Origin of the sequence: Streptomyces sp. NPDC051064, assembly GCF_044455985.1 — a bacterium.
Taxonomy (GTDB): domain Bacteria; phylum Actinomycetota; class Actinomycetes; order Streptomycetales; family Streptomycetaceae; genus Streptomyces.
In genome coordinates, this window is sequence record NZ_JBITFK010000017.1 from 12,044 (window position 1) to 35,754 (window position 23,711).

Genomic DNA, 23,711 nt, shown 5'->3' on the forward strand with positions numbered 1-23,711 from the left:
GCTCCTCGTCCAGGCTGCCCGCGCGAGCCGCTTCTCCTTCACCAGGGCCGCCGGAGTCGGCACGTGCGGACTCCGGCGGCCCTGCGTCATTTCGGTACGAGCACGATCCAGACCTGGCCGGTCGCGAACGTCATCGGCTCGCCGTCCTCGGTGGTGAAGCCGGTCGCCGACTCGGCGGTGTTCCGCTCCCACGCCGCGTCGTACGACCTGCCTCCACGCAGGACGGCCGCCGAGCCGGACCCCACCGTTACGCTGAACGGCGAGGTGTTTCCTCCTCGGTCACGGAAGCGCGAATCCTGCACGTCCACGTCCTGCAGGACCACTGTGGCCGCTCCCAGCCGGTCACCGGAGGCCGTACGGGCCGGGGTGCCGTCCATACTCACCAGCCACTGATCCCCGTCCGCGGACCAGGTGAAGGTGAACCGTGCCGACGGGTACGACACCGTGCGCCGGCTGACGGGGGTGCCGCCCAGGGGCGGCGCAGCGAAGCGGATCCCCAGGTCCTCGGCCGCGTTCACTCCGGTGGCGGCGTGCGGGATGTCCCCCGGGCGCAGGTACAGATTGTGCGGTGCGGCGCGGTCCCCACTGCGGAAATAGGCGTGCGGTGCCTTCGACGGCGGCAGCGCGTCTAGAGGGGCCGCTTCGATCGACGGCCGGAGGGCGGACTGGGCGCCCGAGTACGCGAGCGTGGGCTCGTCGAACTGCCGGAGCAGCTCCAGATCCGTCTCGCGAGCGCTGCGTACGGGGCCGATGACGGACGGCACGTCGGAGGAGTAGGCGGCGAGTATGCGGCTGAGGCCTGCCTCCACCTGCTCCACGTAGACGATGTCGGCCTTCTCGAGTCCGGTCGGCGGCCGGGCCGCGGCTACGTTGTCGATCTTCACGGCAAGGACGTCGGCGCGCGGTGCGGATGCCGTCGTGGGACTTGTCTCCCCTCCGTCCGAGCTGCCGCAGGCCGCGGTGATGACGAGCGTGAGCACGGCGAGTGCGGCGGCGCCCGATCTCTTCGTTCCGGAGGTTGGCATGACTGCCGCCCCTTCCGAGCCGGCTCGGCGGAACGGCCCCGGCTCACGTCTGCTGCGGCGATGACTCTCCCGTCAATCATCACGCAGAAGACCGGCCGGGCGCCTCAGGCGCGGCGCCGCCGTAATCCCGATCACACTCACCTGGTGCGGCTCCTTGCCGAGTGTCTGCTGCCGCGCGACTCCTACACGTCGGCGGCAGCGGCCGAGGCGCTCGGGTCACTGGGCCAGCTGGCCGAGCCTGCCCGGGAAACCCTTGCCGCCTACGTCACCACCCACCGCACCACACACAGGCCCGATGCGTGGGCGAGCCCGCACCCCGAGCTGCGCCGTGCCCATCAGCAGGCCATTGTGGCGCTGGCCCAGCTCGGAGACGAGCGGGCCTCGCCCGGGCTACTGACTGCGCTGGACACAGGTGTTGATACCTGGCGCGCCGTGAATGCGGCAGGACATCTGCCCCAAGCCGCCGCCGAACTCACGCCCCGACTCGTTCGCCTCCTCGCCGCTGTCGACCACTCACGGGAGTGGCCCGATGTCAGCCCCCCGGCTCTCGCCTCCGCCCTCGCCAAACTGGGCGATCCGGCGGCCGTACCTGCCCTCACCGACGCCGCCCAGGCCGCCGTCCGGCACAAGCAGTGGCGCACCGTGGAGCCCGTCCTGAAGGCACTCGCCTCGTTCGGCACCCGCGCCGCCTCCGCCCTGGACACCGTCCGGCCCCTCACCGAGGCGGACAACGCGGATGTCCGTACGGCCGCGGCAGCCGCCGTCTGGGACATCGAGCACTGCCCCGAAGGCGTCGTGCCGCTGCTGGAACGCCTCCTTGACCACCAGCAGAACTTCGCCGCCATCGGCCTCGCCGGCCGGATCGGACCTTCCGCCGCTCCCGTCCTGCCGCGCCTGCGACAGATACTGAACGAGCAGACGGAGATGAACGCACGGAACGAGCAAGACGATGCGGCCGTACTGAACGTGGGGAACGCGTGGACTCTCGTCCACACCGCATCAGCACTGTGGGACATAGCCGGAGACAGTGAGGCCGACAACGTCGTGTCGGCGCTGCTGAACGCCTGGAAGGACAACGACTCCACCGCGCGCGATGTCCTCGCCTGCCTGAACCGCATGGGCCAGGCGGCACGCCCTGCCCTGCCCCAGATCCAGACGGCGCTCGCGCAACCGCACCGAGGCAACGACCCTTGGAGTGCTGTAGTCGCTCCCGACCTGGAGATCGAGCGCATCTGCCGTTCCCTCATGGCGCGCCTGCGAGACCTCCCGGAACCTGCGCCGGCCGGGGACGAATAGGCAACCCGCGTCGGTGTGCAGGGCGCGAGCCAGGCCCGCACACCGACGAGGGCTAAGCGACGGGGGCCCCGCTCTGCCTGGCCAGAGGCACCGGGCCGACATGCTGTTCGCCATGGTCCCCGACGGCACCTTCCACGAACCGCAGCCGTCGGCGTCAGTCACCTGACCTGCTGGCCTGCGAGGACAACCACTCGATCACCCTCGATATCGAAGCCGAGTACCGGCGCCTGGTTGATGAGCATTCCCGGATTTTTCCAGGTCCGGGCCGGAGGCGGCGCCAACCTGCCCGCAGGCGAACAGGGACGGATCCCGAAGTCCCGAACTCCCACCGCTCGGCGGGATCTGCTGCAGTGCGGCCCCCCGCCGGGAAGCTCAGAGGGTCGGGCCGCTGCCCCCCGGGTTCCGGCGTCAACGGGTCTGTCCAACAAGCTGCGGACGCGGTCCGACGATCAACGCGAGCACCTGAAGAGGTCTTCACAGCGAGGCCGGCCAGAGTTCGGCCGATGAGACCATGAGGAGGGCGGTTTATCCGGGGGATGGGGGAGGGGTAGGCGTGAGCCGACAGTTGTGGCGCTCGATCGCCTGGATCGGCTTGGCGGTTGTGCTGACGGTGTCCTGCGGGTGGGCTGCGGGGATCTATGCCGCGGAGGTGTCCGAGGATCAGATCGAGGGGCGGTGGACCAGCCAGGCGGGCACGTCCCTGACCTTCCACGACGACCACACCTTCACCGCCGAGCACTTCGACACGTTGCCCGTCGCGTCGGACTGCAAGAACCCCGCGGCCCTGTCGTCCGGCAGCTGGTCCTTCTTCGCCTCATCCGAAGCCGACCAGCCCGATGAAGCGGACGCGACCGCCGCCCACGGCAGCGTCCTGTCGCTGGTCTTCCTGGCCGACGGCTGCGAGGTGTACGTCTATCTCTTCGGTGACGAGGACGACCCTGCGATGTGCCCGACCGGAGCCCCGGACGCCGGCTGCCTCAATGACGGCTACCTCAACCGGAACAAGACCGAGGCGTCCGCCCTTCAAGCAGGCGACGAGAGCGGCTTCGGCGACCTTGTCGTGCCCGGGGGCGAAGAACTTGCCGAGGCCGACTTCCTTCTGGCAACCGCACCAGCACGTGCCGGTGGGGATGAGGCGGGGCTTCTTTTCTGTCATGAGCCGAGCAGGCGAACCCTTGCCTTGATCACAAGGGTTCAACTCAAGGAATGCACTCAAGGGTGAAACTTGCTCGGGGCGCCAAGTCCGGCCACCGGGCGCATCCTTGTGCTGTGAGCGCCACCCAGGATCCCCGCGTGCCCGAGGTGACCACCAGCCCCGACAGCCCCCCGCGAGTCCTCGGGAGCTCCGCTGGCCCATCCGTGCTCGACCTTGAGCTGTGCGACGAATTCGCTGAGGCGCTCCGAGTATGTGGTCACTGTGGCCCTGTTCGCTAGACGCCCAGATGTTCCCTGAACGTACTTCGCTGGGCATGCCGCGTCAGCGGTCACACCTCACGTATGACCGGAGCCGGCAGGGGTCCACTAGGCCAGGCTCTCCCGGGCGTCTCCCGCGGGACAGGCCGGCCGTGATGGCGCGAGCTGTCTCCTGGAGGGCGGGCAGACACCGTTCCCGCAGGTCCTTGAGAGTCGTGCGGGCGGAGTTCGACGAAACGCTGAGCGCGGCCACGACTTCCCCCGACCGAGTGGGCACCGGTACCGCGATACCGCGGAGGCCGATCTCGAGGGCTTGGTCGTTCAGGGCCCAGCCGCGGACGCGGGCGGTCATGACTGTCGTCCGAAGTCGTTCCGGGTTCGTCATCGTGTGCTGGGTGTACTTCTCCAGGGGTGCGGCAAGGTACTCGTCGAACTCGTCGTCGCTGAGTGTGCCGAGCAGGACGAGGCCCGACGCCGTGGCGTGGGCGGGCAGCCGGGCCCCGATGCCGCCCCCGATGGTCATGACCCGCTTGGTGTGGGCCCGGGCGACGTAGACGATGTCAGGCAGGTCGAGCGTCGCCATCGAGCACGACTCGTCGATCTCGTCGACGAGATCCCGCATCAAGGGCTTCGCGATCTCCTCGACGCCGAGGGAGGCGAAGTAGTTCCACCCCAGCTCGAGGATGCGCGGGGTGAGTGAGAAGTGCCTGCCGTCCGACCGCATGAAACCCAGTGACTTGAAGGTCAGCAGGAGTCGGCGCGCCGAGGCCCGCGTCGTGTCGGTCAGCTACGCGACCTCGCTGACAGTGAGCCGGGGACGCTCTCCGTCGAACACCCGGAGGACAGCGATGGCTCGCTCGAGCTGTTCCAGTCGGGGCTCGTCCAACTCGGTGGTCATGACCGGAGAGTAGACCACGGTTCGGGCCCGTAGCGAACAAATGGGCGCTACGGGCCCACCATGGCCGGGGTCACCCCCGGACATCGGCCGGTGCGAGCACGATGTCGAAGCGGACCTTCGCCCACGTGCCGTCGATGACTCGTCCGTCAGGTGTCGGAGTGCCTGCCGGCTGCCGCTCGAAGTCCTTGACCAGCGACTCCTTGACACCGAAGACGCTGTCGGAGTCGAGCAGCTCGTCACCTCGGACGAAGATGTGGGTCACGAGGGTCCTGCAGTCCGGTGCGTCGACCATGAAGTGCAGGTGGGAGGCACGCATCGGCGACCGGCCGGTCGCCTCCAGCATCTTCCCCACGGGGCCGTCGAACGGAATCGTGTACGGCGTCGGCGTGATGCCCCAGAAGCGGTAGCCCCCGTCGGCGTCGGTGAACTGGTGTGCTCGGGCCGCGACCCTGCCGTCGTCGTACTGGACGTCGTAGAAACCGTCCTCGTCCGCTTCCCAGACCTCGATCTTCGCCCCGGCAATCGGTTTGCCGTCGATGTTGCGGACGGTCCCCTCGGCCCAGCACGGCTCGCCGGCGGCTCCGAAGGACACGTCCCCGCCCAGCTCGACCCGGGGAGATCCCTCGACGAAGAAGGGGCCGAAGACCGTGGCCTCGGTGGCGTCCCCGTAAGCCTCGTTGTTGATGGCGATGGTCTGCATCGACGCGCCGAGGGTGTCGGAGAGGAGGATGAATTCCTGGCGCTTGTCGTCCGTGATGTGTCCGGCGGCGGTGAGGAAGTCGATGCCCTTGCTCCACTCCTCCTCGGTGAGGCGCACCTCGCGGACGAACGCGTGAAGGTGCTTGACCAACGACTGCATCACCTCCTTCAGGCGGGGGTCCTCGCAGGTGTCGAACGAGCTCTGTACGCGCGCGATCAGCTCTTCTTCGCGGGCGGCCTGTTCCGGCGAGACGTCGCGCGTGGGTGTGCTCATGCGGGTTCACTTCCTTCCCAGGCCGCGCGGAGCAGCGCGGTGAGGTTCTCCTCGGTCAGAGGAGTGGGGTTGTCGGCGGGGACGGCCTTCAGAATGGGCGCCACGGCGCGGGCGATGCCGTCCTCGGGCATTCCGTAGTCGCGCAGTGCACGCGGAGCGCCGAGCACCTTGCGCAGGCCCGAGAGGCCCTCGACCGCCGTCGGGCTTCCGAAGGCCTGGGCGATGCGCCGCTCGGCCTCGGCTGCGGAGGGGGCGTTGAAGGCCAGCACGTGGGGCAGCACCACGGCGTGGGTCTGGGCGTGCGGAAGGTCGAACATCCCGCCCAGCACGTGACAGATCTTGTGGTGCATCCCGGAGCCGGCCGAGGAGAAGGCGACAGCGGCCAGATAGGCGCCGTAGAGCGTCTGTTCCCGGCCCTCCAGCCCGGCGGGATCCGCGGCGACCCCGGGCAGTCCGAGGGCCAGTCCCCGGATCCCCTCACCCGCGAGGGCCTGGTCGATCGGGTCGACGCGCGGCCCCCACATGGAATCGACGCAGTGCGCCAGCGCGTTGAGGCCGCTGGCCACAGACATCTCCACCGGCAGGCTCAGCATCAGTGAGGCGTCGTACACGATCGAGCGCGGCAGGACACGTGCGTCGGCGCCGGTGGTCTTCACCTCGCCCTCCGTGAGGCCCCAGACGTTCGTCGCTTCGGAACCGGCGTACGTCGTAGGGACTGCCACGATCGGCAGGCCGGTGGTCAACGCCACCGCCTTGGCGAGGCCGGTCGTCGAGCCGCCGCCGACACACACCAACGCGTCGACGGAACCCGCTGTCGCGGCCTCCCGGGCACGGTCGGCCACCTCGACGGGAACGTGCATGACGACCTCGGAGTGGCGGACCGCGACAGGCAGGTCCGCACCGACGCGGTCGGCGAGGGCCGCCTCCGCGGGAGCAGCGATCAGCATGACGCGCGAGGCGCCCAGCGCAGCCACCTCCGCGGCCACCGCCGCGGGCGCCTTACCGGAGGCGAAGACGACCCGCTGCCCCAGCGTCTCATGGGTGAACCGCACGGTTCAGTCCTTTCCGAGGATCTTGGTGAGAGCGTTCCGGAGCGCCGCCTCGGGGGCCTCGACGAGGTCCATCGAGCGCCAGGCGATGTGCTTGTCGGGGCGGACCAGGATCGCGCCCGACTCCTCGATCTCGCGAAGCTTGGTCCAGTCGTAGTAGAGGTCCGTGACGTCCAGGCCCGGGCCGATCACCACGGTCTCCAGCGGGATCCCGAGCTCCTGCGCCACCTTGTCGGCAGCCCCCGCCCACTGCTCACCGGCGATGCCGGTGATCAGGGTCCAGCGGGAGTACGGGGCCAGGTCCATCATCGCGAGTTTGGTGAGGTGGTCACCGACCCAGGCGTGGGGCAGGTGGGCACCCGGCGACGTGGACATGACGTGATAGAGGTCCTCGTCCTTGCCGGCCGCGGGCCGCGTGCCGTCGGATACGACGGCGCTGGACTCGTAGAACTGCCCCAGCTCGACACCGTGGGCGTTGAACTCGTAGTTCTTGGTCTCCATCGCCGCCACCAGGGCGGCCCGCTTGGCCGCACCCTCGGGGGTGTTGGCTTTCCGCTCTTCGATACGGGCCTGCATCTCCGCCTCGTCCTTGGCGCCGATGACCCCAAGGGCCTCGAAGATGTCGACGAACTCGCGGCCCGACTTGTTGGCCCGCTTGACGATCCGCTCGGCCACGGGTGCCCGCTCCTGCGAGTACGTCTCCAGCACCGACGCGTGGGCCTGCCCGCGGAGCACGGCAGCGATCTTCCACGCCAGGTTGTACGAGTCCTGGATGCTGGTGTTGGAACCCAGGCCGTTGCTCGGCGGATGACGGTGGATGGCGTCGCCCGCGCAGAAGACACGTCCCTTCTGCAGGTGGGTCGCGTACATCTCGTTGTTGCCCCAGAGGCTGGTGCCGGTGATCTCCACCGCGAGATCCGGCATCCCCAGCAGCTGCCGGACGATGCGGATGGCCTCGGCCTCATCCACCACCGGGGGCTCGGAGTTGATGTCGTAGCCCCATACGATGAGCCACTCGTTCCAGGGCCGGACCATTCGGACCAGCCCGGCGCCGATACCGCCGACGTTGGCGCCCGGCTGGATCACCCAGTAGAGGACGGACGGCCGGTGGCCGACGTAGGCCGCGATGTCGGCCTTGAACGTGATGTTCATCGAACCGGCGATGTCCATCGCGCCCTCGTAGGGCAGGCCGATGTCCGCGGCGACCTTCGACCGAGCGCCGTCGGCACCGATGAGGTACTTCGCCCGGATGTCGTACTCGTGGCCGGTGAGCCGGTCGCGCACCCGGACCGTGACGCCCGCGTCATCCTGTGTATGTGACAGGTATTCGGAGGAGAAGCGGGTCTGGGTCCCGCGCACGGTGGCGTTCTTGACGAGGATCGGCTCGAGGTAGGTCTGCGGGATGTCGACCGTGAGGCAGGGTGAGGCCAGCCGGTAGTCCGCCTCCCGGTCGGGCCTGGTGCCCCAGGTGTGGATGCGGCCGATCTCCTCGCCCGCGATGGAGGTGCAGAAGACGGTGTCGCCGACGAGGTCGTGAGGAGTGGCGTCCGCCAGCACCTGGTCCTCGATACCCATGTCGCGGAAGATCTCCATCGCCCTCTGGTTGGTGATGTGCGCGCGGGGCGTGTTCGCAGTCCAGCGGTACTTGGTGATCATGATGTTGTCGATCCCCAAGGTCGACAGGAACAGTGCCGCCGAGGCACCCGCCGGACCGGAGCCGACGATCAGGACGTCGGTCTCCACCAGCGATGACGTCGGAAGTGCGGTCTCTGCCAGACCGTCGTTGAACTCGGACACGTCAGTGCCTCACCTTCTGCTGAGCGGTGTTCTGCGAGCAGCGTGGCATCGGTGCTGTCCCACCCGGCCGGATCGACGTGATGACGGCCGAAATCCGTACGACGCAGTGGGCTCAGAGGCGTTTCGCGGCTGCACGGCGGAGTTCCCCGGCGGCGATGCCGAAGCGCGCCTGAAAGGTCTGCGAGAAGTGCGCAGTTGAGCGGAATCCGCACATGGCCGCCACCGTCGCCGTGGACAACGTGGGAGCGTCCGTGCCGGCCAGCAGCGTGTGGGCGAGGTCGAGCCGCCGTCCGAGTACGTGTTGTGGAAAGGTCCTTCCCATGTCGGCGAAGACGCGGGTGAGTTGGCGGACACTGATGCCCACCGCACTGGCGACTTCGGGGACCGACAGGTGGGGATCGCGAAGCCTGTCCTCGATGTAGGCACATGCGAGCGCCCGGTGTACGACGTGAGGCCGCATGGCGCCGTTGCTCACGAGGACGGAGAGGAGGTCCACGATCGTCTGCTCGTCGGGCGGCGCCGGATCCTGGCTGCCGACGGCACGCCCCACAAGACGGGCAATCGCTCGACCGTACGGGCTGGCCTCACTTTTCCGGATGATGAGTGGCTGCTCCCCGGGTGTGGGAGGGCAGATCTCCTCCGGCAGGACACGGCGGTCCACTCGCAGGGCCAGTTCTTCCATGCCGTGGCCGAACCCACGGACGAAGTGACCGTCCGCGTCACAGACGAGAAGGTCGCCGGGACGCAGGAACTGTCGTCGCCCCCCTTGCTGGAACAGCGCCTCTCCACGCAGGGAGACGAAGAGGGCCACGGCGCCTGTGGGCTGCTGTCCGATGAGATCGGGGGAGCGCTCGACTGTGTGTGCGGTGCTCCGCACGCGAGCCAGGTGAACTCGGCCGATCTGGACGTTGTCTTCCCGAGCCCGAAACTCTTCGCCCGTTCGTGTCCTGCACTCCAACGCGATCAGGGCTTCCGCGTTGTGTTCCTCCCAGGCCCGCAACCGCTGCTCCGGTGGCACATGTGCCGTTGAGAATGCCCGCGCCGGAAGTATCGCTGGGGGTGTGCGAGTTGCGTCCATGGTGGAGGGGCCGGGGTGTCGGAGGGCGTACAGGTCAGAACTGCATCGGTGCGGCTGAATCGGCGATGCCGAGCCGGGGGCGCCTGCCGACGTCGAGCGCGGCATGCACGTCAGTAGCGGTCAAGCGACTCTCCCCGAGGCCTACAGTGAACGACCGTTTGTTCGGTTAACGTATTGTCTGGTTCCCCTGTGCGTCAACCGTTGTGGCGATAGGCAGGCGTAATCACCGGAATGTTGCGGTCGACGGTTCGGCCGGGGTCGTGACTGCAGGCCGGGGCGGGACGGCCTTGGGTACGGACTGCTCGAACTCTTCCTGGGTCAGTGCGCGTTGCGGCAGAGGACTTGGGGTGACCCTCTAGGTGCGGAGGCCTTCCACCTCCCAGAACCGCTGGTAGGTCTCCCAGTCGAAACCCTGATAGGGCTCGTCCAGGAGCAGCACCTGCGGGTCGTGCATCAGGGCGAGCGTCAGGTTCATTTTCTGCCGAGTACCGCCGCTGAGCACCCCGGCGCGCACATCGGCGTACCGGGACAAGCCCAGCACCTCCATGACCTCCTCGGCGCGCCGCAGGTCCGGGAGCGTGAAGGCCGTCCTGGAGAATTCGAGGTGTGCTGTCGCACGGTGAGCGCGTCGTTGACGACCGCGTCCTGCGGGCAGTACCCGAAGCGTCCCCGGTGGCGCACCGCGCCCCGGTCGGGCGGCAGCTCGCCGGCGAGGATGCGCAGTAGGGTCGTCTTGCCGGCGCCCTTCTCACCCACGATCCCGGCCAGCACACCGGGCGCGAGCCGTAGGTCGATGCCCCGCAGGATCACGCGACGACGGTAGGAGTGGTGCAGGTCGCGGACTTCCATCGTGTCCCCTCAGTCGATTCGGCCGAGCAGCCTCGGACTGTCAACCGGAGATCCGACACCTGGGGCACGGCATGTCGACGCTCGCTTCGCCGTACCACCGGAGGAATGGTGAGCTGCGCGGCTCAGGAAGGCCGACGAGCGAGCAAGCGGAACGCGACACGGAGCCGGCGGTCACGCTGCCCGGAGCGTCAGGGTGACTCCCTGCGAGTCCCGCGAGCCCGCCGCGAGGCACGGCCGGAATCTTGGGGCGAGCCGGTGCAGGAGCGTGCGCAGCCAGTCGGCGTCCTCGGTCGAGGCGTGACACAGGCGCATGCGCCGGGCCTGGAGGGGGGCGATGCGTACGTCGGTGAGCCGGCCCGTGTCGGGTTCGAGGGAGACGAGGTAGAGGAGCCGCAGGTCGTCGCGGTAGTACTCGTAGCCCGTGATTCCTTCATAGTCGTTGATCAGGTCGCCGCAGCCGTACAGGACGAGTTTGCCGCGGTACATCTCCAGGGGGCGGGGGTGGTGGGAGGAGTGGCCGTGTACGACGTCTGCCCCGGCATCGATCAGGGCATGGGCGAGGGCGACCTGGTCCCGGGACACGCGGTAGCCCCAGTTGGTACCCCAGTGAACGGAGGCCACCGCGACGTCTCCCGGCCGCTTCGTCCTCCGTACGTGTTCGGCCATCTCGGTCGCGGTGACGTCGCCATGACGGGCCACGAAGCTCACGCCGCTGAGGTCCTCGGTCGCCGCCCAGTCCTGCGGGACGCCGCTCGATGGCATACCGAAGGCGAAGACCAGCAGCCGGCGGTCACCGTCGAGGGGGACGATCGCCGGGTGGTGCGCCGCAGCGGCGTCCCGTCCCGCGCCGGCCGTCCGCAGCCCGGCGGCGGACAGTGAGTCGAGAGTCTCCGCGAGGCCGGGGCGGCCGAAGTCCAGGGTGTGGTTGTTGGCCAGGACGCAGACGTCGGGACGGGCGGACGTCAGGCAGGGGAGGTTGGCGGGATGCATCCGGTAGTGGATGTCCTTGCCGGGGGCGAACGAGTCGCTGCGCGTGACGCTGGTCTCCAGATTGATGACGCGGGCGTCGGGTGCGGCCGCGTCCAGGATCTCCAACGCGTCCCCCCAGGGCCGGCCGAAGTCGACGGGGCACGGTATCGGCCCGTTCTCCATCTCCGCGAGGCGGACGTACTCCCGGGCGTCCCGTACATAGCTCTCGCGCAGTTCCGGGTCATTGGGGTGCGGCAGGATCTGGTCCACGCCACGACCGAGCATGACGTCGCCGCAGAAGAACAGCGTGGTCAAGCCTGCCCTCCGCGCTGTGTCGGGGCGTCGGCGCCGCCGCCCGACAGGCTGCTCGCCTCATCGGCGATGCCGATCAACGCCAGGGTGATGTTGTCGGGGCCGCCGGCTTCGATGGCCGACTTCCACAGCTCGAAAGCCGCACGGCCGCCGTCGTGGGCCCGCAGCACGGTGTCGAGCGCGTCCTCGGGCACGGGGTCGGTCAAGCCGTCGGTGCACACCAGATAACGCTCTCCCGTGGTGAGCGGCTCCCTGCTGACGTGCGGCGTGATCGCGCTGAACCGTGAGGCACCGCCGAGCGCCTGCGTGACGACCGACGTGGTGCGCCGGCCCGGCGCCAACGGTGGGCTGTCGTCGACGCTGATCCGGTGCAGCGTTTCACGGGTGCTGGTCACGTCGAGCACTCTGCTGTCACCGACGTTGAACACAAGGACTTCCCTGGCGAGGACCACGACACCCGCGACCGTCGTCCCCATGGCGGTGAGATCCGGGTCGCGCTCGGCGGCCGTGTACACGGCCTGATTGCAGACGTTCAGCGCGTCCCGGACGGCCTGCTCACTGTCCAGCGTGGGCCCGAGCGCAGCCAGGTGGCGGACGACGAGGCTGCTGGCCACCTCGCCGGCGGGCGGGCCTCCCATGCCGTCGGCGACCGCGACGACGAGCGGGTAACCGAGCGCGAATCCCAGTGTCTGCGGGTTCTCGGTCACGGTTCCGCACAGTGTCCACGGCCCGACGGCCATGCTGTCCTCGTTGTGATCGCGCATGAGCCCTGGGTGGCTCAGGGCGGTGACCGTTACGAACGGCATGTCTGGCCGCCTCTCCACGACGGCGGGCGTGTTCCCTACCACCATTCTCGCGCCGTGCGCCGCATCCGGCTCAGTCGGAGCCCCGGGCCGGGCGTTCCAGGAGGCCGGGCAGGTCGGCGGAGGAGCCGAGCACATGGTTCTGCGTGCCGCTCGCCGCCCGATGGGTCTCGGGCAGGTACGGCCGGTCGTGACGAGGACGCCGGTGCCCGCTGCGCCGGCGGCGAGTACGCCCGACTCGTTACCGCCCGGCCGACGGTTCGGTGACTTCCGCCTGAGCGGGCCGCAGGAGCTGGTCGCCGACCAGATAGCCGGGGCGCAGGATCGCCGTGCAGGTGGCCTGTTCGACATGGTAGGAGAGGGTGCAGGAGACGCCTCGTGCACGGCGGGGTCGAAGGGATCTCCCGCCGTGCCGACAGACCGCAGCCCCAAGGCGCCGAGTTGGAAGCCGCCGGTGACCTGTCCCGGCTTTCGGGCCTGGTCGATGGCGTCGAGGACGGGGAGGAGGCCGGCGAGCACGTTGACGACGGCTATCTCGCCGACCGCGCGGAGCTCGAACCGGGTGCCGGGCAGAGCCCGGAGCACCTGCCCCGCGCAGCGCGCCTCCCGGGCTCACGCCGGTGGCGCGGCAGGCGACCAGCCCGGCCACCACGGCGAGCAGCAGCGGGGACAGCACCAGCAGGGCCGGCAGGACCGGGATGTACAGCCGCCGCCATCGGCCGTCAGGAGGGCGACGGCGTACCGTCACCAACTGCGGGATCACCGGGGCTTCTCCAGCTCGGCAATCGCCTCCTGGGTGCTGATCTCCCCGCGTCGGAGCCGGTCGACGACGTCGGCGGCGCCGGTGGGCGCCGGGTCGGTGTCGACGAAGTCGAGGTGTTCGGCGATCCGCTTCAGCCGGGACTTGATCGTCGGGTAACTCACCCCGAAGATCCGCTCCATCTCCTTGATCGAACCGTGCGACCGTACGAACGCTGCGACGAACACCTGGTCGTCGATGCCGGGCTGGGCAAGCTGCGGCGGCTCGAACTGCCCCTCGACAGCGACGCCGCTGTCCGTGAGGCGGACCCGCTCGACCACGAACGGCTGTCCACGCGTCAGGTCCGTCAGTTCCTGCCGGTCCACCCTCGGCCCTTCACTCCCGGCGACTCTCGCTCTTCATTTGCAGCTTGAGATTTCTAAGGTGTCAACGCAGAAATATCGAGTTTTCTGATTCCGACTTCGAGGTTATGGATCGGGATCCCCGGCGGGGGAGCAGTAACGGGGTCGCCAGCACGAGGACGCCGGCCAGGCCGATGGCCGTACGAGGGCCGAGCAGGCTGCCCAGTACTCCCCAGAGGGCCGTCAGGAGCGCGGCCGACGTCCTGGTCGTCACCGCCCAGGCGGACAGGGTGCGGGTGACCCGGTCGGTGGCGGTGCGCTCCAGGCGGCAGGTGGCGTGGACGGGGTTGAAGACGGCGCAGCAGAAGATGAGCCCGAGCTCGACTCCTATGACCAGCAGCAGCCCGCCGGTGCCCGGCCCCAGGAAGGCCAGGCCGACGGGCCAGACCGCGCGCAGGGTCCCTGCCACGACCAGGACCTGATGCTGCCCGAACCGCGTGGCCAGCGGCCGGGCCAGTCGTGAACCGAGCAGCCCGCCGACCGCGGGAGCGGCGAACGCGAGGCCGTACTGCCACGGTGCGAACCCGAGCCGGCCGAGCATGAGAACGGCGAGCAGCGGCTGGGTGGCCATCACCAGGCCGTTGAACAAGGCGGTGTTGAAGAACAGGGCACGCAGCGTCGCGTCGGCAAGGATGTACCGCCAGCCGTCGAGCAGGTCCCCGGCCCGCATACGGGCAGACTCCCGTTGTCCCGGCAGCGGCTCGTGCCCACCCGTCGCGCGGATGCCCAGGGCCGAGAGCAGGTAGCTGACCGCGTCGGCCACCAGCGTGGCCACGGGACCGAAAAGCCCGATCAACGCGCCGCCCAGCGGCGGTCCGATGATCGTGGTCGTCCAGTTCGTGGACTCGAACCGGGCGTTGGCGATCAGTAGGTCCTCGGGCGGCAGCAGCGTCTTCAGGTACGCCCCGGAGGCGGCGCGGAAGGTGATGTCCCCTGCCGAGACGACCACCGTGACCAGCAGGAGCTGAACGAAGGTGAGCGCGCCGAGCGCGAACGCGGCGGGGACCGTCAGCAGCGCCGCGAACCGGACCAGATCCATCGTGATCAGCACCGGCCGCTTGCGGCGGAACTCGACCCACGGGCCGAGCGGCACCGCGACCGCCGCGCCCACCGCGGCCCCCACGGAGGACAGTGCCGCGACCTCGGCCGATCCGGCGTGCAGCACCTGGACGGCGATCAGCGGGAACGCGCCGAAGGCGAGCCACGTGCCGAGCGCGCTGGTTGCGTACGCTCCCCAGAACCACCCGAACCGCCGACCCAGCCGGTGCCCGCTCTCCATGCCCGGCCCCTCGCCCTTCCCCCGTACAACCGATCCGCGATCGGTGTCATCAAAGCGAGCCCTGTGACCGGGGGTCAAACAACCGCAGGGCCGAAAGCCACAACCAACAGTTGTGGCCGTAGGGTGTCGGACATGGACCTAGACGCCGTCCGGACCTTCGTCGTCGCCGCCGACGCGGGGCAGTTCCAGGAGGCCGCCACCGAGCTGGCGGTCACCCAGCAGGCCGTCTCCAAGCGCATCGCCGCGCTGGAGCGAACCCTTGGCGTACGACTGTTCACCCGCACCGCGCGCGGAGCCGGGCTCACCATCGACGGGCAGGCGTTCCTGCCCCATGCCCGCGAGCTGCTGCGCGTCGCCGAGCGCGCCGTCGCGTCCGTGCACGCCGGCAGCCGTCCGCTCCGCGTCGACGTGATCAACTCACGTGGTGCGGTTTCGGGCCTGATGCGCGACTTCCACCGGGCGCACCCCGAGATCGACCTCGACGTGGTGATGCTGTTCGAAATCGAGACGGCCGTAGCTGCCATCCGGTCCGGTGCGATCGACGCGTCCTTCCGAGCCGTCGCCGTGCCCGGCCGGCCCCTCCCGGAGGACATCGAGTCCGTCCGGGTGCTCGACGAGCCGCTCGAACTTCTCACGGGACCCGCCCACGCGCTGGCAGGCGCCCGATCGGTGACCGTCGCCCAGCTCGCCGGGCACCGTATCTGGATGCCCGGCATCGTGCCCGGTACGGAGTGGGCCGCGTACTACGACGACCTCGTCGCCGAGTTCGGCCTCACCATCGAGGCGACCGGCCCCAACTTCGGCTCCGACGCCCTCCTGGACACCGTCGCCGACACACCGGGCCTGGCCACCTTCATGGGAGGGCGGACGCGCCTCGTCTGGCCCGCCGGCCACGGCCTGCGCCGCATCCCGGTGACCGGCCCGACGCCCGTATATCCGCACTCACTCCTCTGGCACCGCGACAACCCCCACCCGGCGCTGGCCACCCTCCGAGCCCACCTCGCCGCCGGCGCGACCGGCCACGGTGCCGCCGGGACCTGGGCGCCGGACTGGGTGCTTCCCCGCTGAACGCCGCCGTGTGGTGAGGCCGAGGTGCCCGACCGCCGGCGTGCCCCCCCCGCCCGGGGTGCGGGCGGGAGGGCGCTCGCTCGGCGAGTGCCTCGACGGGGACGGGCCGTCAGGCGTCCGCCGAGCCGCCCTTGACCACGCAGGAGCGGCTGTTCTCCCAGCCCCAGCCGTCGCCGTCGGGGTCGGGGTCGGGGTCGGAGGAGCTGCTCGCGCAGTGCGGGTAGCCGTTGGGGGCGGTGGAGCCGGAGTTTCCACCGCTGACGCCGTAGACGGTCGCGGGCTTCGACGTGGTGGAGATGCCGTTGGTGCCGGTGAGGAAGCGGGTACCCCAGGTGGTGAGCGAGCCGGCGTCGAAGCCGTCGACCATGTCGAGGTACTCGACTCCGCTGCCGTTGCCGCTCCAGGACCAGCCCATGTAACCCGCTCTCAGGGACTGTGCGGTCGCCATGATGGCGTCCTCGTCCGGATTGCCGTCACTGTGCTGGTCGCCGAACTCGCCCACGACGATGGGGAGCTGGTTGTTCACGAAGTAGTTCAGATAGTCCTGCACCTCGGCGGCCGTGTTCGTAGACCCCGTACATGTGGATTCCGTGCCCGCCTCGGCTCCCCGACGCGGCTGTGGGGCGGGACCTTACGCGGTCAGCTGCTCACATGCGCAGTGATCAGCGTCCGCGGTCCGACGCCCCTGTCGGACCGGCTGGGGGCTGAGCTCGGCCCGCATCGCGTCGAGGGAGAGGCCGCCGAGCGCAATCTCGAGCGTCGAGCGTTCTCCCCGGGCCCGACGCGGGATGGTGCCAGGGCGCCGGCGGTGTGCGACCTCTGCGGGACCGAGCGGCAGGCCGACCACGACCCCGATTCTAATACCGGTATAGTTTGACCGGTATAGTTGTTGGTTCCGTGAGGAAAGTGGCACATGATCGAGATCCTGAACCCCGCCCTGCTGGCCCGGGCGAAAGACACAGGCGCCCTGGTCGCAGACATCCTGCAGACGCTGAAGGGCCGGAGCACCGTCGGCACGAATCTCCTGGACATCGACCGGTGGGCCAAGGCCATGATCGCCGAGGCGGGAGCGCAATCCTGCTACGTCGACTACGCGCCGTCCTTCGGGCGAGGTCCGTTCGGCCACTACATCTGCACGGCCGTCAACGATGCCGTGCTCCACGGGCGGCCCCACAACTACACCCTCGCCGACGGTGATCTGCTCACACTTGACCTCGCCGTCTCCAAGCGCGGGATCGCTGCAGACGCCGCCATCAGCTTCGTCGTGGGCAATGCGCAGCCCTCGGAGAGCATCGCGATGATCAGGGCGACCGAACGCGCGCTGGCTGCAGGGATCGCCGCCGCCGGACCCGGAGCTCGTATCGGCGACATCTCCCACGCCATCGGCACGGTCCTCGGCCAGGCCGGATATCCGATCAACACCGAATTCGGAGGGCATGGCATCGGGTCGACGATGCACCAGGACCCGCACGTCGCGAACACCGGACGGCCCGGCCGGGGATACAAACTGCGCCCCGGGCTGCTGCTGGCACTGGAGCCGTGGGTCATGGCGGACACCGCCGAACTCGTCACCGACGCCGACGGGTGGACGCTCCGAAGCGCCACGGGCTGCCGGACAGCACACACCGAACACACGATCGCCATCACCGAGGACGGAGCCGAGATCCTCACGTCGGCGAAGCCGTCGCAGCCGTAAGGCCGAAGCCCCAGCGCTCCTGCTCCCTTGTGGTGAGCGCGTACAGCATTGAAGCGGACCGCCCACTCGCGCCTACCCTGCGGCCCCGGGTCCACGTCCGGTCAGTGCCCGCGGTCGCCGTCGGACATCCGTCACTCACCGGATCCTTTCCCGCGGTCTGGACGGACGACGCGACGGCGACCGCCGAGGCGGTCCGCTATCTGGCCGCGCTGGGACACCGGCGCCTCGCACGGGTAGGGGGCCCGGTCGGGTTCGGACACAGTGCCGTCAGGGCCAAGGCCTTCGCCGAGACCGTGCGTGAGCTCGGGCTGGAGGAGGGGCGGCAGACGGCGACCGGCCTCGACGAAAGAGAAGGCGCACGGGCGACCCGGTCCTTGCTGCTGTCGGCCGACCGCCCCACCGCGATCATCTACGACAACGACATCATGGCGGTCGCGGGCGCCGGAGTCGCGGCGGAGATGGGCTTCGTGGTGCCGGACGACGTCTCTCTGCTCGCATGGGACGACTCCCAGCTGTGCCGGATCACGCATCCCACCCTGTCGGCCATGAGCCACGATGTGCACCACTTCGGCGCGGAGGTCGCCCGGACCCTCTTCTCGCTCATCGAGGGCACGCATACGGGATCCCTCCAGGGCCCGACCCCGTCGCTCACTCCCCGGGGATCCACCGCGCGGGCACCCCGGTAAGCCGTCGCCGCACGGCCGGGCCCGTGACCCGGCCCGGGCCACGGCCTCGACTGTGCGGCTTGTCCATGGGTCAGGCGTACGGGCTTCCCTCCAGGGGCTGTTCAGGGACCGGGCCGCCGGGCCGGAACCGCTCGACCCCGACGATGTGCCGCACCTTGAGCGGGCGCACGATAACGGCGACCCGCTGCTCCTGGGGCATGAGCCACTCGAACCGCTCGCTGCCCAGGTACTTCTGTGCCAGCCGGTCCATCCGCGTGTGCGCCTCCTCGCCCTCGATGAAGCGGGCCACCTGCCCGCTGATCTGTACGCGGTCGAAGGGATCGGCGGCGTCCGCGTGGGAGAGGTAGACGCGCGGGTCGCGGCGAAGGTTCTCCTCCTTCACCCGGCCCACCGAGGTGTTGAACGTCAGCTCGCCCTCGCCCTCCAGGTCCACCCACATCGGGCTGACCTGCGGCGCGCCGTCGGCGAACACGGTGCCGACGTACCAGATGTGGGGAGCCTGCAGCCGGGCACGGACGGCTTCGTCGAAGATCGCAGTCATCCTTCGAGGCTACCAACCACGATCGGCAGGACGGTTCCCACACCGGGCCGCCGTGGAAGGACGCGAGGGCGAACCCCCGCGTCCCGGCCGGTGCGACGAACTCATCGAACGCCCAAGATCAATGGGCGTGACCGTGCGGGCCTCCATGCCGAGAAGGTGGGCTACCCGATCGGCATCCGGGAGACCGAGGTGGTGCGAACCGCCATGGTCGGGGCCGGTCTGCTGCGGGTGACCCTCGGCGGGATCTCGACGTGGTCCTCCAGAGCCGGCTCTCCGCCCGTGGCCAGGACATCTCCTCGGCGTTCGCCGACACCTTCTGGTGGGTGCTCGGCTTCTGCCTGCTGGCCGCGGCAGGGGCCACGAGGCTGTCCCGTACGCAGGCCAGAACGTCATGGCGGCCCCTGTGAACAGACCTTGACGCGTCGTCAGTGACTGCTTCTCCGAGGTCGTCTGGGGCGTGAGCCGAACTTTGAACTCGCAGATGACAAAGTATGGACTTCCCCGGCAGAAGTCCCCTAGCGTGGCGGCGCCACCGTAGGCGTGGTGCTAATGCGCGGATCAGTACAGCCCGACCGGAGTGCCACCCCCTGCTGGAGGACCGATGCATCCACGGCTGTTGTCACGTACCCGAAGACGGCTCACCACCCTGCTCGTCGGCGCCTTTCTCGCGGGAGGCGTCTGGGCCGGCCACCCGGCCGCCGCCGTGCCCGACGACATCCCGCCCCAGGAACCCGGCGTCACCCTGCGCGTCTTCGACACCCAGGTGCCACTCAGCAAGCTGTGCACGCTCAAGCCGGGCCAGACGCCCAACCACGACAAGCTGATGCCCACCGTGGACTGGTCCACGGCCGACGACTTCGGCGGCTACGCCGACAACTTCGTGGCGGAGGCGTCCGGCTATCTGGTCGTCCCGGCCGACGGGACGTACTCCTTCCGGCTCAACAGCGACGACGGTTCCCGGCTGACCGTCGACGACCGGGAGGTCATCGACCACGACGGTCTGCACGGTGCCGAGCCCAAGGACGGATCCGTCCAACTCGCCGCGGGTTCACACCCGTTCCGTGTCGACTACTTCGAGCGCGGGGGCGAGCAGCAGCTGACCCTCGCGTGGAAGCCGCCGGGCGCGGACGACTTCGGCGTCATTCCGAGCGAGTCCCTGAGCACCGACGCCGGGGTCCGACTACGGCGGTCCGAAGATCGCCGAGGAGGAGCTCGCGGTGAGCTCGGCGACCCTCTCCGAGGACAGCCGCACCGTGCGGCTGCGTCTCGACGGACTCAAGCCCGACCGCGTCGTACACCTCCGCTCACCGCGCCCCTTCGCCTCCGAGTCCGGCGAGACCCTGTGGAGCACGGAGGCCTGGTACACGCTCAACGTCCTGCCGGGGAAGCAGCCGCCGCCGGCCACGCTGTACGAGGCCGAGGAGGCACGGCTCACCGGCACGGCAGGCATCCACACCGACCACACCGGCTACTCGGGCAGCGGCTTCGTCGACCGCTACGACACCGAGGACCAGGCCGCCACGACCTTCGACGTGACAGCCCCCGAGGTCGGCGACTACGACGTGAACCTGCGCTACTCCAACGGCCCCAACCCCTTCCAGGGCACCAAGTCCCTCTCCCTCTACGTCAACGGGAAGAAGCTGAAACAGACGAAACTCGCCTCCACCGGCACCTGGGACGCGTGGTCGACGCAGACCGAGCGGATACGCCTGCACGCGGGGCCGAACACCGTCTCGTACCGCTTCGACCCAGGTGACACCGGTCATGTCAACCTCGACCTGATCACCGTGCGCCCTCACGGCACTCCCGTCGCCCTCTTCGACGGGACCACCGCCTCCCAGGCGCAGTGGCAGCACACGGACGGACGGCGCGTCGAATGGCCCCTGGCCGCCGAGCGGTCGATGGAGGTGTGCTGCGGTGACATCCGTACCAAGGACGCCTACCAGGACTTCAAGCTGCACCTGGAGTTCCGGGTACCGCTGCTGCCGGACGACGTGACCGGCCAGGACCGGGGCAACAGCGGCATCTATCTCCAGGACCGCTACGAGCTCCAGATCCTCGACTCGTACGGCGACACCACCCCCGCCACGAACGAGGCCGGGGCGATCTACGAGAAGAGGGCGCCGGACGTCAACGCGGCCACCGCCCCGGAGACCTGGCAGACGTACGACATCACGTTCCGGGCGGCGCGCTTCGACGACAGCGGTCAGAAGACCGCCGACGCCCGGGTGACGGTGGTGTGGAACGGCAGGAAGGTCCACGACGACGTCGCGATCGACGGACCGACCGGTGCGGGTGCACCGGAGGGCCCATCGGCCGGGGCGGTCCGTCTCCAGGACCACGGGAACACGGTGCGGTTCCGTGACATCCGAGTCGAACCGCTGAGCTGAGGCTCGGCGCCGAGGACGCGGGGCGCCTGCGGACAGCAGGTGCCCCGCGCCCTCGGGCCCGGGGAGGGGATGTCACCCCGGAGGGACCTCCGACGCCTGCCATGCGGAGGCGAGTCCTTCCAGCCAGGCCGGGGGCAGTTCCGCGTCCTCCCATTCCGCCCGCAGCGCCGCTGGTGCACCGGTGAGGCGTTCGAGCACGGCGATGCTGGCGGGGGAATGGAGGAGCGAGTAGCGGCCGTGGACCGCGATGCGGCTGCGCGGCCCGTACCGCGCGTACAGCCGGCTCAGGCGCTCCCCGTGGGACTCGGTGAAATGCTCCAGCAGCCCGGCGTACGCGACCCGTCCCACGACGCTCATCGTGCCGAGAGCCGCGGTGAGGACCTCGTCCGACACCTCGGGATCGAGATCCGAGATGTCACTGAACGCGAGATAGAGCGGCATCACGGCCACCTTCGCGCGCTCCACGTCCACCTTCCCGACGGGGTGACGGCCCCGTGGGCCGCCCTCCGCCGAACCGGACGCCGCCGGGCCGATCGCGCGGTCGAGGGCGCGATCCGCCACCCGGAGGAGCCCGTCACCGACGGCCCGGGCGCCGTCGCGCCAGCCGATCCCGTACGGCTCCCCGTTCCCGGGCGGGGCGATCCCGGCCTCGCCAGCCTCCCTGTGTGCGTCCGCGATCGCGCCGGCCTCCACGAGCGCGATCAGTTCCTCCGCCTCGTCCCGGACCACTCCCGCGCGCCCGAGAAGCTCGACGAGAGTGTTCTTCGCGTTCGTGACGCCGGCGGAGTCCAGCGGGCGCCGGCCCGTTTCGGCGGTGTTGATCGTGTCCCCCTCGTCGTCCAGGTCCGGTGCCTCACCCTAGTTCGGCCGGGCGGTCTGCGGGGGGCTGCCGTGCGGTGCCGGAGGGGTGCACAGCTCCGGTCTATACCAACCTCTTGACACGCTCGGCGTCCCTTCCTTAAATCAAGTAGTGAAGTAAGTGCCTCTGCGTCCTCTCCTCCTGCTCGGCGAGGGGCGTATGGGGAATGCTCGATGTGGTGCCTGCCCGACTCGCGCGGATCTGACATGTGCCCGTCAGTCCCCTCACGCTCCCCGAAGGGAGAAGGCATGCGTTCCCCACGTTCGTCCCGGCGTCTGGTCGTGTCCCTCGCCATGGTGCTCGGTCTCGCCTCGCTGGCCACCGGGCCGGCGCACGGCGCGCCCACGCCGGAGCCCGCCCCCGCCGTCGCGGCCGCACCGGCCGCTGTCACGTTCTCCGACGACTTCGACGGACCCGCCGGATCCGCCGTCAACGGTGGCAAATGGCAGATCGAGACCGGCGACAACGTCAACAACCACGAGCGGCAGTACTACACGGCCGGCAGCAGCAACGCCGCACTCGACGGCCGGGGCAACCTCGTCATCACCGCGCGCAAGGAAAACCCCGGCAACTACCAGTGCTGGTACGGGCGGTGCGAGTACACCTCCGCACGACTGAACACCGCGGGCAAGTTCACCACCACGTACGGCCGGGTGGAGTCCCGGATGAAGATCCCGCGCGGGCAGGGCATCTGGCCCGCGTTCTGGATGCTGGGCGCCGACATCGGCAGCGTCGGCTGGCCCAACAGCGGTGAGATCGACGTCATGGAGAACGTCGGCTTCGAACCGTCCACCGTCCACGGCACCCTGCACGGCCCCGGCTACTCCGGCAGCGGCGGTATCGGGGCGGGCTACACCCTCCCCGGCGGACAGGTGTTCGCCGACGCGTTCCACACCTTCGCCGTCGACTGGAGCCCGAACGCGATCACCTGGTCCGTGGACGGGGCCGTGTATCAGCGGCGCACCCCCGCCGACCTCGGCGGGAAGCAGTGGGTCTTCGACAAGCCGTTCTTCGTGATCCTCAACCTCGCCGTCGGCGGCTACTGGCCGGGCGACCCGGACGGCAGCACCACCTTCCCGCAGCAACTCGTCGTCGACTACGTCCGTGTCAGCTCCGACAGCGGTCAGCCGGGCGGCGGCGGGCCCATCACCGGTCTCGCCGGGAAGTGTGCGGACGTGGCGGGCGGTGCGACGGCGAACGGCACGGCGGTGCAGTTGTACGACTGCAACGGCACGGCGGCGCAGCGGTGGACCGTCGGTGCCGACGGCACGATCCGTGCGTTGGGCAAGTGCCTGGACGTGACGTCAGGGGGCACGGCGGACGGTACGCCGGTGCAGTTGTACGACTGCAACGGCTCGGCGGCACAGCAGTGGGCGACACCGGCGGCCAGGGACATCGTGAATCCGCAGGCGGACAAGTGCCTCGACGTGAGCGGTGCGAACACCGCCAACGGAACCCGGCTGCAGATCGCGACCTGCACAGGTGTCCCCGCACAGAAGTGGACGGTGACCCGCTGACCACGGGGCCCTCGCCGGAGCTGTGACCGGTGCCCTCGCGGCGCGCACCGCC

General features: G+C 69.6%; 19 protein-coding genes and 3 pseudogenes. 8 read left to right on the forward strand and 14 right to left on the reverse strand.

The features are described from left to right. Positions 1–86 precede the first annotated feature (86 nt). Positions 87–1,025 carry a DUF3048 domain-containing protein gene (locus ACIBCU_RS36960; RefSeq protein ID WP_362929931.1) on the reverse strand — a complete coding sequence of 313 codons (939 nt, stop codon included), beginning with the start codon at positions 1,023–1,025 and terminating at the stop codon, positions 87–89. Positions 1,026–1,085: 60 nt separating this feature from the next. On the opposite strand from ACIBCU_RS36960, the gene ACIBCU_RS36965 reads away from it, so the two are divergent. Beyond that, positions 1,086–2,321 carry a HEAT repeat domain-containing protein gene (locus ACIBCU_RS36965; protein ID WP_399236926.1) on the forward strand — a complete coding sequence of 412 codons (1,236 nt, stop codon included), beginning with the start codon at positions 1,086–1,088 and terminating at the stop codon, positions 2,319–2,321. A 553-nt stretch (positions 2,322–2,874) separates the two neighbouring features. Next, complete coding sequence (locus ACIBCU_RS36970; RefSeq protein WP_399236928.1) at positions 2,875–3,543, forward strand: hypothetical protein; 669 nt, start codon at positions 2,875–2,877, stop codon at positions 3,541–3,543. Between the two features lie 255 nt (positions 3,544–3,798). Here ACIBCU_RS36970 and ACIBCU_RS36975 read toward each other — a convergent pair whose 3' ends face one another. The 10 genes and pseudogenes from ACIBCU_RS36975 to ACIBCU_RS37020 all read right to left on the reverse strand — a co-directional run bounded on the left by ACIBCU_RS36975 (position 3,799) and on the right by ACIBCU_RS37020 (position 14,902). Then, positions 3,799–4,458, reverse strand: a complete 660-nt coding sequence (locus ACIBCU_RS36975; RefSeq protein ID WP_399236929.1) for an IclR family transcriptional regulator C-terminal domain-containing protein — start codon at positions 4,456–4,458, stop codon at positions 3,799–3,801. Positions 4,459–4,702: 244 nt separating this feature from the next. After that, positions 4,703–5,605 (reverse strand): intradiol ring-cleavage dioxygenase, encoded by a 903-nt coding sequence (locus tag ACIBCU_RS36980; protein WP_399236931.1) that lies wholly within the window; start codon positions 5,603–5,605, stop codon positions 4,703–4,705. Beyond that, positions 5,602–6,657, reverse strand: coding sequence for a maleylacetate reductase (locus ACIBCU_RS36985; RefSeq protein WP_399236933.1), 1,056 nt, complete (start codon positions 6,655–6,657; stop codon positions 5,602–5,604). Before ACIBCU_RS36985 ends, ACIBCU_RS36980 begins: the two co-directional genes overlap by 4 nt. A gap of 3 nt (positions 6,658–6,660) precedes the next feature. Next, entirely contained in the window at positions 6,661–8,451 is a 1,791-nt protein-coding gene (locus ACIBCU_RS36990) for an FAD-dependent oxidoreductase (protein WP_399236935.1), read from the reverse strand. A gap of 112 nt (positions 8,452–8,563) precedes the next feature. Further along, positions 8,564–9,451 carry a helix-turn-helix domain-containing protein gene (locus tag ACIBCU_RS36995; RefSeq protein WP_399236937.1) on the reverse strand — a complete coding sequence of 296 codons (888 nt, stop codon included), beginning with the start codon at positions 9,449–9,451 and terminating at the stop codon, positions 8,564–8,566. A 451-nt stretch (positions 9,452–9,902) separates the two neighbouring features. Next, positions 9,903–10,378 (reverse strand): annotated as a pseudogene (locus ACIBCU_RS37000) (ATP-binding cassette domain-containing protein); the annotation flags it as partial. A 171-nt stretch (positions 10,379–10,549) separates the two neighbouring features. Further along, on the reverse strand, positions 10,550–11,662 hold the full coding sequence (locus tag ACIBCU_RS37005; RefSeq protein WP_399236939.1) for a CapA family protein: 1,113 nt from the start codon (positions 11,660–11,662) through the stop codon (positions 10,550–10,552). Then, positions 11,659–12,465, reverse strand: coding sequence for a PP2C family serine/threonine-protein phosphatase (locus ACIBCU_RS37010; protein ID WP_362929953.1), 807 nt, complete (start codon positions 12,463–12,465; stop codon positions 11,659–11,661). The genes ACIBCU_RS37005 and ACIBCU_RS37010 overlap by 4 nt, the downstream gene beginning before the upstream one ends. A 756-nt stretch (positions 12,466–13,221) precedes the next feature. Beyond that, a complete protein-coding gene (locus ACIBCU_RS37015; RefSeq protein WP_399236941.1) occupies positions 13,222–13,587 on the reverse strand; it encodes a DUF2089 domain-containing protein in 366 nt (121 codons plus the stop codon). 61 nt (positions 13,588–13,648) lie between these two features. After that, complete coding sequence (locus ACIBCU_RS37020; protein WP_399236943.1) at positions 13,649–14,902, reverse strand: MFS transporter; 1,254 nt, start codon at positions 14,900–14,902, stop codon at positions 13,649–13,651. A 132-nt stretch (positions 14,903–15,034) separates the two neighbouring features. On the opposite strand from ACIBCU_RS37020, the gene ACIBCU_RS37025 reads away from it, so the two are divergent. Continuing rightward, positions 15,035–15,970 (forward strand): LysR family transcriptional regulator, encoded by a 936-nt coding sequence (locus tag ACIBCU_RS37025; protein WP_362929961.1) that lies wholly within the window; start codon positions 15,035–15,037, stop codon positions 15,968–15,970. A gap of 109 nt (positions 15,971–16,079) precedes the next feature. On the opposite strand, the gene ACIBCU_RS37030 is transcribed toward ACIBCU_RS37025, so the two are convergent. Then, positions 16,080–16,520 carry a carbohydrate-binding domain-containing protein gene (locus tag ACIBCU_RS37030; protein ID WP_399236946.1) on the reverse strand — a complete coding sequence of 147 codons (441 nt, stop codon included), beginning with the start codon at positions 16,518–16,520 and terminating at the stop codon, positions 16,080–16,082. 363 nt (positions 16,521–16,883) lie between these two features. Between ACIBCU_RS37030 and map the strand changes: the two genes are divergently transcribed. Then, entirely contained in the window at positions 16,884–17,666 is a 783-nt protein-coding gene (gene map, locus ACIBCU_RS37035) for a type I methionyl aminopeptidase (protein WP_362929963.1), read from the forward strand. Positions 17,667–17,770: 104 nt separating this feature from the next. After that, positions 17,771–18,352, forward strand: a pseudogene (locus tag ACIBCU_RS37040) (LacI family DNA-binding transcriptional regulator); the annotation flags it as partial. Positions 18,353–18,422: 70 nt separating this feature from the next. Here ACIBCU_RS37040 and ACIBCU_RS37045 read toward each other — a convergent pair. Further along, a complete protein-coding gene (locus ACIBCU_RS37045; protein ID WP_362929965.1) occupies positions 18,423–18,893 on the reverse strand; it encodes a PPOX class F420-dependent oxidoreductase in 471 nt (156 codons plus the stop codon). A gap of 251 nt (positions 18,894–19,144) precedes the next feature. Here ACIBCU_RS37045 and ACIBCU_RS37050 point away from each other — a divergent pair, with 251 nt between their 5' ends. Continuing rightward, entirely contained in the window at positions 19,145–19,300 is a 156-nt protein-coding gene (locus ACIBCU_RS37050; protein ID WP_399236949.1) for a hypothetical protein, read from the forward strand. A 239-nt stretch (positions 19,301–19,539) separates the two neighbouring features. Beyond that, positions 19,540–21,283, forward strand: a pseudogene (locus tag ACIBCU_RS37055) (family 16 glycoside hydrolase). A gap of 72 nt (positions 21,284–21,355) precedes the next feature. Here ACIBCU_RS37055 and ACIBCU_RS37060 read toward each other — a convergent pair. Further along, positions 21,356–22,012 (reverse strand): hypothetical protein, encoded by a 657-nt coding sequence (locus tag ACIBCU_RS37060; protein ID WP_399236951.1) that lies wholly within the window; start codon positions 22,010–22,012, stop codon positions 21,356–21,358. Positions 22,013–22,390: 378 nt separating this feature from the next. Between ACIBCU_RS37060 and ACIBCU_RS37065 the strand changes: the two genes are divergently transcribed. Further along, the gene (locus tag ACIBCU_RS37065; protein ID WP_399236953.1) at positions 22,391–23,659 is read left to right on the forward strand and encodes a ricin-type beta-trefoil lectin domain protein; all 1,269 of its coding nucleotides are present in this window, start codon (positions 22,391–22,393) and stop codon (positions 23,657–23,659) included. Positions 23,660–23,711: the final 52 nt, after the last annotated feature.